General features: G+C 49.9%; 9 protein-coding genes. 4 read left to right on the top strand and 5 right to left on the bottom strand.

All coding sequences use genetic code 11. The features are described 5' to 3' along the window. The 4 genes from E4663_RS19315 to E4663_RS19300 all read left to right on the top strand — a co-directional run. A partial coding sequence (locus E4663_RS19315; RefSeq protein ID WP_193554868.1) for a transposase occupies nt 1-335 on the top strand: 335 nt, incomplete at its 5' end. Nucleotides 336-892: 557 nt separating this feature from the next. Continuing rightward, the gene (locus tag E4663_RS19310) at nt 893-1,333 is read left to right on the top strand and encodes a YybH family protein (RefSeq protein ID WP_135328809.1); all 441 of its coding nucleotides are present in this window, start codon (nt 893-895) and stop codon (nt 1,331-1,333) included. Between the two features lie 21 nt (nt 1,334-1,354). Beyond that, nucleotides 1,355-1,810, top strand: coding sequence for a GNAT family N-acetyltransferase (locus tag E4663_RS19305; protein ID WP_135328808.1), 456 nt, complete (start codon nt 1,355-1,357; stop codon nt 1,808-1,810). Further along, nucleotides 1,811-2,041 (top strand): hypothetical protein, encoded by a 231-nt coding sequence (locus tag E4663_RS19300; RefSeq protein WP_135328807.1) that lies wholly within the window; start codon nt 1,811-1,813, stop codon nt 2,039-2,041. It abuts the gene before it with no gap. Between the two features lie 32 nt (nt 2,042-2,073). On the opposite strand, the gene E4663_RS19295 is transcribed toward E4663_RS19300, so the two are convergent. The 5 genes from E4663_RS19295 to E4663_RS19275 all read right to left on the bottom strand — a co-directional run bounded on the left by E4663_RS19295 (nt 2,074) and on the right by E4663_RS19275 (nt 7,727). Next, the gene (locus E4663_RS19295) at nt 2,074-2,778 is read right to left on the bottom strand and encodes a DUF4052 family protein (protein ID WP_135328806.1); all 705 of its coding nucleotides are present in this window, start codon (nt 2,776-2,778) and stop codon (nt 2,074-2,076) included. Then, the gene (locus tag E4663_RS19290; protein WP_135328805.1) at nt 2,771-3,643 is read right to left on the bottom strand and encodes an ABC transporter ATP-binding protein; all 873 of its coding nucleotides are present in this window, start codon (nt 3,641-3,643) and stop codon (nt 2,771-2,773) included. The genes E4663_RS19295 and E4663_RS19290 overlap by 8 nt, the downstream gene beginning before the upstream one ends. Next, entirely contained in the window at nt 3,640-4,008 is a 369-nt protein-coding gene (locus tag E4663_RS19285; protein ID WP_135328812.1) for a GntR family transcriptional regulator, read from the bottom strand. The genes E4663_RS19290 and E4663_RS19285 overlap by 4 nt, the downstream gene beginning before the upstream one ends. A 438-nt stretch (nt 4,009-4,446) precedes the next feature. Further along, nucleotides 4,447-7,257, bottom strand: a complete 2,811-nt coding sequence (locus E4663_RS19280) for a UPF0182 family membrane protein (protein WP_241657246.1) — start codon at nt 7,255-7,257, stop codon at nt 4,447-4,449. Between the two features lie 107 nt (nt 7,258-7,364). Then, a complete protein-coding gene (locus E4663_RS19275) occupies nt 7,365-7,727 on the bottom strand; it encodes a hypothetical protein (RefSeq protein WP_135328804.1) in 363 nt (120 codons plus the stop codon). Nucleotides 7,728-7,830 lie beyond the last annotated feature (103 nt).

Below are 7,830 nucleotides of genomic sequence, written 5' to 3'. Positions count from 1 at the left end.
CAGTCTCTCCTGAAGACGCTAGAGAGTCCAAAGAAAAATTCATTACGCAATATAGTGATAATACTAAATTAGACAAAACCATCCGTAAATTAGAAGATGGATTTGATGATGCGATCCAGTACATGACGGAGCCGAAAGATTACCATGTGTACATTCGAAGTACGAATTCATTAGAAAGATTAAACCAAGAAATCAGACGTCGAGAACGTGTGATTCGCATATTCCCTAACACCCAATCAGCCTTTCGTTTACTAGGGGCTGTATTGATGGATTACGCGGATATGTTAAAACTCAAACGACCTCTCTTCGTAAACAAGAAACCAGGTGGAAAGTGATTTATCGGAGGAAAGGGCCCTTTCCTCCGATAAATCAAAACTATCTTCTCAACGATATAGGTAATTTCATTGTGGATATCAATTTACACAAGATTGCGGACTTGACTGTACAACCTCACCGAAACGGCAGAGAAACACCGCCTATCTGCCATAACCAACCTTTCCTCTAGCAAAAATGTGCGAGAGCCGCCTTCTAGCTGACATTTCCGCCTCACTCCAGCTCCAAAACGGCACATAGCTGCCGACACTCGCTCTCTCTTCCCTTTTTCAGCAAAAAACTTCCAAAATGTCACATAACAAGCTCCTACCTTCCTTTTCACCCGTCCAACATAACCGAAACGGCAGAGAAATGCCGTCTATCTGCCATAACCAACCTCTCCTTTAGCTAAAACGGCCTAGAGCTCCCTCCTTACTGACATTTCCGACTCCATCCACTCCAGAAACGTCACCTATAAAGCCACACTCTTTCCCCTTTTTTCATCGTTAATAAAGGTATTCCGACATGAACAGGGAATATGTAATACGTGACCATTTTAAAATGGAAAGGGAGAATTTTTATGACTAGTGGAATCAGCACCGCACAAGAAGTATTGGAAACTTACAAACAGGCAGTGAAAGAGAAAGATGTCGAGAAGTTGATGTCCGCCTATTCTCCTGAGATACATATTTATGATGCTTGGGGAAATTGGGAATTGGACGGCAAGGCCGCTTGGCGAGACAACGTCATTGGCTGGTTCGATGGATTGAACGAAGAAGGCGTTTTTCTGCAAGTCGATCTCAATGACCTCGTTGTCGAGGAAGGGGACGATACAGCGTTCGCTCACTGCGCGGTCACGTACGCCGCTCACAAAAATGAAACGGAAGAGAAGCTTCGTCAAATGTCGAACCGCTTCACTTTTTGCATGAAGAAAGTAGACGGCTCCTGGATGATTACCCACGAGCATTCGTCCCTGCCGATCAACACGGAAAATGGCAAAGGAATGTTCCACCTAAGATAGCCTGCAGGAGGATTCATAGCAATGGAAATAAAAATAGACGATTTGACCGGACCAGAGGTGGCCGAACTACTGAACCAGCACATTCAAAGTATGAGGGCCCACTCCCCACCCGAGAGCAAACACGCCCTCGACCTCGACGGATTGCGGAAACCGGACATCACTTTCTGGAGTGGTTGGGAGACTGGCGAGCTGGTCGGATGCGTGGCGATTCTAGAGCTGGACCGCAAGCATGGTGAAATCAAGTCGATGAAGACACACCCCGATCATTTGAGAAAAGGGATTGCCAAACAGCTTCTCGACTTCATCATCGAAGAGGCCAGGGGGCGTGGTTACAGCAGGTTGAGCCTGGAAACCGGCGCGATGGAAATATTCCAACCAGCACGGAAACTGTATGAGAACTCCGGATTCGAGTATTGCGAACCTTTTTCCGATTACAAAAAAGACCCGAACAGTGTGTTCATGAGGAGGGAGTTATAGGTGCTTTACAAAGCCGTGACATATGATGTCTGCGAGCACCAGGACCTTTATCAAGACATGAACGACTACACTATTGATTTCGCCGGGGATGTAGAGGGACAGATCAGGAAGCTGGCTAAACAAGATATCGCTCCTGTTGTGAAGCTGTATGAATCAGAGACGAGTGATTTCAAAGAGTTCCGTTTGTATGAGGAGTATCGGTTTATAGAATATGAATGTGATTGTAAGTAAAAAAAGCTGCCCAACGGCAGCTTTTTTCATTCTCATCTCGCTCGCGCCGGAACCGTCGATGCCTTGTGGAGAAAAGGCCAGTTCGGCAAAAATGCCATCAACGAAATCAAAAGCAGCACTCCGAAATGGACTGTGACTCCTCCTTCCCCCATCTCAAGCAACCCCTCAGCGAGCACTTCCCGCGTCGACGGCAGCACGATGACGAAAAAGAGCAACGCGATCGTGCCGAATCCGCCGATCAGTCCGTAACGATAGAAAACCGTTCCGATAGAGAAACCGAGCGTCAGGCACAAAAGGTTCAGCACCGCCAAGACCCACAGTTCGTTACTCCATGTTTCCGGCATGCTCAAGAACTGGAGGATCGAATAGTGGCTGATGCCGCTGATTCCGAGCGTCGTCAAGACGAATTCAAATGCATTTTTCACGACAAGATGGACGACCGACATCGCCGCTGCGAACAATAGGACGAAGCACGCGGAACCGATGAGATAGCGGTAACGCGTCAGCCCCATTTTGATACAAAATGGAAAGGTTTCCTTCGTCAGATTCAACCCGCAGATCAAGGAGAAGATCATCGCCGCAGGTCCTGTGAAGACGATGATCGACGAGTTCTCGAACATCGAACCGATCAACGTGAACGCGACGAGCGTACACATGAGAATCGCCCAGAAGATGAGGAATGTATACCGGTAATCCAGAACCACATAATACAGCATCGCTTTCAGATCCTTACGCATACTTCTCCTCCTTCTGGTCGGTCAAGTGCACCATCAACGTCTGCATCGAGCTGCGCTCCGCTTCCAGCCCGAAAGCTTTTGCATCTTCGAGCTGCAACACTTCCCCGTAGACGAGCGCGGACTTCATCCCCATCATCTCGCTTTCCTCGATCACCGTTTTCCCTTTAGTGAACGCATCGACCTTCTCCTTCGTCCCACTCACTTTCAAGCTCTTCTCGATCATCAACTCTGCCGTCTCTTGAAAAAGGACCTCGCCTTCTTTCAAGACGACGACTTCTTCGAACAGCCGACTCACCTCATCGATCAAGTGCGTCGAGAGGATGAACGTCCGTGGATGCTCTTCGAATTCTTCCAGAAGCAGATCATAGAACATATAGCGCGCCGAAGCATCGAGCCCGATATACGGCTCATCGAAAATCGTCACGTCCGCTCGTGCAGACAAACCGATGATGATTCCAAGCGCCGATTCCATCCCCTTCGACAGGCCACGTGTACTCATTCCCGGTTTCAAGTTGAACTTTTCCATCAAGTACTCCGCCGTCTCCCGTGACCAATTCGGATAGAAAAGCGAAGCGATCTTCAGCACGTCCTTTACCTTGAGACGCCGCTTGAAGTTGCTGCTCTCGTTGATCAAGCAGACTCTCTTCAGCGCGTCGCGGTTATTGAACGGAGCCTCCCCGTCCAAGAGCACTTCCCCCGCAGTCGGAAGCGTATGCCCCGCTAGCAGCTGCATCAACGTCGTTTTGCCCGCTCCATTTTTCCCGAGCAGCCCGTAAAACTTGTTCTCCTCAAAATGGACATCCACACCATCCAACGCCTTCGTATCCCCGAACACCTTACGGACACCCCTAAGCTCGACCTTCACTCCGCATCCTCCTCCTTCAGTAAACGATGCAATTCTTCTTCTGTGATTCCGATCTTCTCCGCTTCCTTTTTCAACGGAACGATATAGGCTTTGCGGAATTCGCGATTCCGCTTCTCCAACACAATCGCCCTGGCCCCTTCCGCAACAAACATACCGATCCCTCTCTTCTTGAAAATGACGCCTTCCTCGACAAGCAGATTGATTCCCTTTGCTGCAGTGGCTGGATTGATTTGATAATGCTTCGCAAATTCGTTCGTCGACGGGACCCGATCACCTTCTGATATCGATCGATCAAGAATCCCCGCCTCGATTTTCTCAGCAATCTGCTGAAAAATCGGCTTATCGACCGTAAGCTCCCGATCCATAGCTCCACCTCTTCGTTGGTTCATTAGTTATGTAACTAACCATATAACCTACTTATGGAAAAGTCAAGAAAATATCGGAATTAAAGATTGTATCTTCCTTTTTCAAATCACTCCTTGGTTAAAAAGGAAGATAGCAAGCCCTTCTCTGCCTTTTTGACCAGCTGATGAGCTGGAAATGTCAGATAGAAAGCCTCTCTCTGACATTCCGGTAAGCTTACACTTCTGAAATGGCAGAGAGAAAGCGCCTCTTTGACATTTTGACCAGCCACCATCTCCAAAATGGCACATAGAGCGCCACCACCCCCGCCAAGCAGCCCCTCTCTTCCTTTTCAGCCAGAAAAACACCCCAAAACGTCCAACAGAACGCCCCTCACTGCCCTTCCACCAAAACCGCACATAAAAAAAGCCCGATCCCCTAAAGGATCAGGCAAACAAACATCATTCAGACGAAGACGACTCACCATCGCCCTCCGTATTCTCACCCTCCGGCTCAGAAGGCGCCTGTTGCATCTGTTCGGATTCCTGTAACGTAGACTGGATTTCCTCCATGATGCGGCCGGCTTCTTCATAGTTGCCAGATGACATCTCTTGCTGGTATTGGTCGAACAAGTCGGCGACTTCTTGCAGGACTTCATTCGACTCGATCGCAGCACCGGTATCCGGTGTTTCCTCAGCAGCGCCACCTTCTTCCGGTGCTTCTGCTTCCGGATCGATCCTTGAAAGCAGGACTTCGAGCGCTCGGTCGAAGGTCGGTTCCATCACGATCTGGTTCTGATACGCGATGATGACCTGCTTCACTTCTGGAAGCGACGTTGCGTTCGACGACTTGATATAGATCGGTTCCACGTACAAGACCGTATCCTCGATCGGCATGACGAGCAGGTTTCCGCGGATGACCTCGGATCCACCTTGGGACCACAAGTTCAGCTGTTGGGAAATCGTGCTGTCCTGGTTGATGCGGTTCTCGATCTGTTGTGGACCGTAGACGTTTTCCTGTTTCGGAAATTCGTAAATCATCATTTCCCCGTAGTTCTCGCCATCGTTACGAACACCCATCCAGGCGATCATGTTCTGACGGTTACGCGGCGTGAACGGCGTCATGAGGACGAATTCCTCTTCTTCCGCTCCCGGCAGACGCATCGTCACGTAATACGGTTCCATCGTGATGTCTTCGTTGAAGTATTTTTCCGTCGGGATCTCCCAGTAATCCTCGCGGTTATAGAATACTTCCAAGTTGGTCATGTGGTACGTGCGGTACATCTGGGACTGGATCTTGAACAGGTCGATCGGGTAACGGAAGTGGCTGCGCACATCGTCCGGTACCTCGGTCGTGAACATATCCGGGAACATCTTCTGATACGTCTTCAGAAGCGGCTCATCCGGCTCTGCCACGTAGAACGTCGTTTCACCCGTGTAGGCGTCGACGGTCACTTTGACGGAGTTTCGGATATAGCTGTCATCACCGGAATACGGTTCGGAGTAAGGATAATTTTCCTCCGTCACATACGCATCGATCATCCATGCCATCGATCCATCATCACGTAAGAAAATGTACGGATCTTCATCGTAGGACAAGAACGGTGCGATGCGCTCGACGCGGTCCATGATGTTACGCGTCTGCAACAACTGGCTGTCTCCTGTGACTTGGTCGGAGACGAACATCCGGAACGACCCTTCATTTATTGCAAAAAGGGCGCGGTTGATGCCAGACAGTGGAACACCGGTATCCGCCTCGAAGCGGTTGGACATGTTCTCATCGCCCGCCGGGTAGTCGAACTCGTCGACTCCACTGTTGACGATGACCGAATCATAATCTTCTTCCCCGAAGTACAGCTGCGGGCGCTCCACCTGAAGCTCACCCTCAGGCGGCAGGTTCTCGACCATATACTCCGGCTGTCCTTGTGGTGTGATTTCGTTGACATTACTCATCGCGATGCCGTAACCGTGCGTGTAACGAAGGTTCTGGTTCACCCACGTCTGCGCCTGGGACGGAAGGTCGGATGTATTCAATTCACGTGCGCCGAGGAACACTTGCTCATATTCCCCGTCTACCTCGTAACGGTCGATATCGATATCATTGAATTCATAGTACGTACGGAACGTCTGAAGCTGATTATAGACGCTTAAGAGCGGGCGACTGTCGTTGATGCGGACGTTGTTGATCGTGTCCTGGTTGCGGTCGACCATCGCTTGGTCCAGCGTATCCGCTCCCGGATGCTGTTCCTCGGTCATATTTTCAAAATCGTACGCCGTTCGCGTCATGTTCAAATTCTCCTCCAAGTACGGACTCTCTTTGGAAAATTCGTTCGGTGACACGACGAAGTTCTGGACGATCATCGACGCTCCTTGTGCGAGGATACCGACGGCGATATACACGACGATCGGTGCAAGCATCCCTTTCCAGTTGCCCCGGAAAAGCGAGATGATCAGCCAAATGGTACCTAGCACGGCGACCCCTGCCATCACGTAGGATGCCGGATTGTTGATGACGTCATCGGTGTAGCTCAACCCGTGCACGACACTTTCCTGCACGATGTTCACCTGATTGGTCAAAAGCGAATGGAACGGCTCGAGCAGGTGCTGTCCTGCAAGCAGTATGCCGATGACGGCAAGCGTTGCGCCCATGTGCAGCTGTGCGCTGCGACTCTTACTGTACATACGGAAGACGGAATAGAACGCCACCTCCAGAATGAAGAAAAAGATCGCAAGCCCGAGGATCGTCGACAAGACGAACTCGATGAACGGCAGCACGAACATGTAGAACGACACGTCGCGGCCGAAGTGCGGATCGTTTACGCCGAACGGCTCATAGTTCAAGAACTTCAGCCACGGCTCCCAGCCCACCCCCTGTACGAGTGCGCTCCCGATCAGCCCGGCGAACAGGGCGACCGATAACATGAGCAGGCGGCTCGCTTTCTTACTGTTGATAAACCCAGGCAGCTGTTCTGCGGAGAAATACCCCACATACACCTTCCGCATCCAGCTGAACATGATGTAAGTAACAATGGAGAACAGCAGGAACCCGACGACACCGAGCATCAATTTGCTCGTCAGGATCGTCATGAACGAATCGCGGTATCCGACCGTCCCCATCCAAATATAATCTGTGATCCAACTGAAAGATATGGACACTAGAATAAGTACGACAAATAAAATCATGGCCATTTTGCCAAACCAGCCGCCGAACTTTCTCCACTTCTGCTTCTTCGCAGAGGAGAGCCCGGTGACATTGTTGAATTTATTATCCAATTATAACTCCTCCTTTCCTCTCTCTTGTATTACGTTCGAGTTGCAAATATGTTTCATTTATTTACTTCGACTATATCGGAAGCAGCACTTCGTCGCAATGCTTGTCACTAACTCGACAAAAGAATGACCAGACAACTTACAAAAAGAACGGCCGTAAGCGGCGTCATGACCAGTCTTTCTTTACGACTTTTCGAAAAAAGGTTCCCGAGCGTATTCAAGCCCATGAATATCGTAATCACCCAAAGCACCCACGTCGTGTAAGCGGCACCTCGCACATGGAGGATCATCACGATGGCGAAAAGTATCAACACCATCATCGAAACCAGACTTAGCCACCTTTTATCCTGCGGCAACGCCCCTTCATACCGCCCGCCATAGCTGTATGCTCCGAGCGGAAATCCGAGGAAGAGGAACAAATGAAAGACGGCGACGGCAACCAGAAGGACAGCACTCAACACTGCCAAAACCATCACAGCAAACACCTCACTTTATCGTGATACTTCTACTATAGACGCTTTCCACACCTTATAGTAGAAAATTTGTTAAAAAAAGACCCGGAACCACCTAGTGGCT

Source organism: Halobacillus salinus, assembly GCF_004684905.1.
GTDB lineage: Bacteria > Bacillota > Bacilli > Bacillales > Halobacillaceae > Halobacillus > Halobacillus salinus.
This window is presented reverse-complemented; position numbering and strand designations above follow the sequence as displayed.

Excerpts from the sequence above, each read along its gene's own strand:
- E4663_RS19310 (WP_135328809.1), top strand. The coding sequence starts at position 893 with ATGACTAGTGGAATCAGCACCGCACAAGAAGTATTGGAAACTTACAAA.
- E4663_RS19305 (WP_135328808.1), top strand. The coding sequence starts at position 1,355 with ATGGAAATAAAAATAGACGATTTGACCGGACCAGAGGTGGCCGAACTA.
- E4663_RS19295 (WP_135328806.1), bottom strand. The coding sequence starts at position 2,778 with ATGCGTAAGGATCTGAAAGCGATGCTGTATTATGTGGTTCTGGATTAC.
- E4663_RS19285 (WP_135328812.1), bottom strand. The coding sequence starts at position 4,008 with ATGGATCGGGAGCTTACGGTCGATAAGCCGATTTTTCAGCAGATTGCT.
- E4663_RS19275 (WP_135328804.1), bottom strand. The coding sequence starts at position 7,727 with ATGGTTTTGGCAGTGTTGAGTGCTGTCCTTCTGGTTGCCGTCGCCGTC.